This window comes from Vibrio sp. 1249-1 (genome assembly GCF_033340495.1).
The window spans coordinates 1-635 of the sequence record NZ_JAWOWJ010000705.1 but is presented as its reverse complement, the minus strand read 5'-3'; the positions used below and the strand labels follow the sequence as shown (position 1 = coordinate 635).

Sequence of the window (635 nt, the reverse complement as noted above, 5' to 3'; positions counted from 1 at the left end):
ACAAGAAGCCCTAAACCAATTCGTCCCATCGGGGTTTGTTGGCCTGTTAGGCGTTGTTTGTTTCTAGCCCAAATAGAGATAGAGATCGTAGCGATAAGCCCGATAACAAACGCAGCAATCACAACACCACTGCCTTCATTAAACACTGGCGCAGGGAAATAAAGCCCACGCACGTTTAAGAAGATAGCTTCGCCAAGGCTCAAACTTTGTCTTGCCGATGGTAATGCTTGCAGTACTGCGAAATACCAGAAAAAGATTTGCAGAAGAAGGGGGATATTTCGAAACGTCTCAATGTAAACCGCGGCTAAACGGCTAACTAACCAGTTTGTTGAGAGACGCGCTACACCCATCGTAAAACCAATCGCGGTGGCGAGAATAATACCCAGCACAGAGACTAATGCTGTATTCAAAAGACCCACGATAAACGTTCTGCCGTAAGAATACGTTTCGTTATACTCAATGAGAGTTAACCCGATACCAAAACCAGCTTCTTGGTTCAGGAAACCAAAGCCTGTTGCGATGCCCCGAGCATCGAGGTTATTTAACGCATTGTTGATGATGGTATAAAAGAAAAATACCAGTGCAGCTATAGCAATGATCTGGAAAATAGCAGAACGAAAGGCAGGATTATAAAT

Annotated in this window: 1 protein-coding gene; it reads right to left on the bottom strand. The window is 44.3% G+C overall.

Features of this window, described 5'->3' with window-relative positions:
* On the bottom strand, positions 1-635 hold a 635-nt coding region (locus tag R7Z50_RS28460), incomplete at both ends, for an ABC transporter permease subunit (RefSeq protein WP_318149875.1).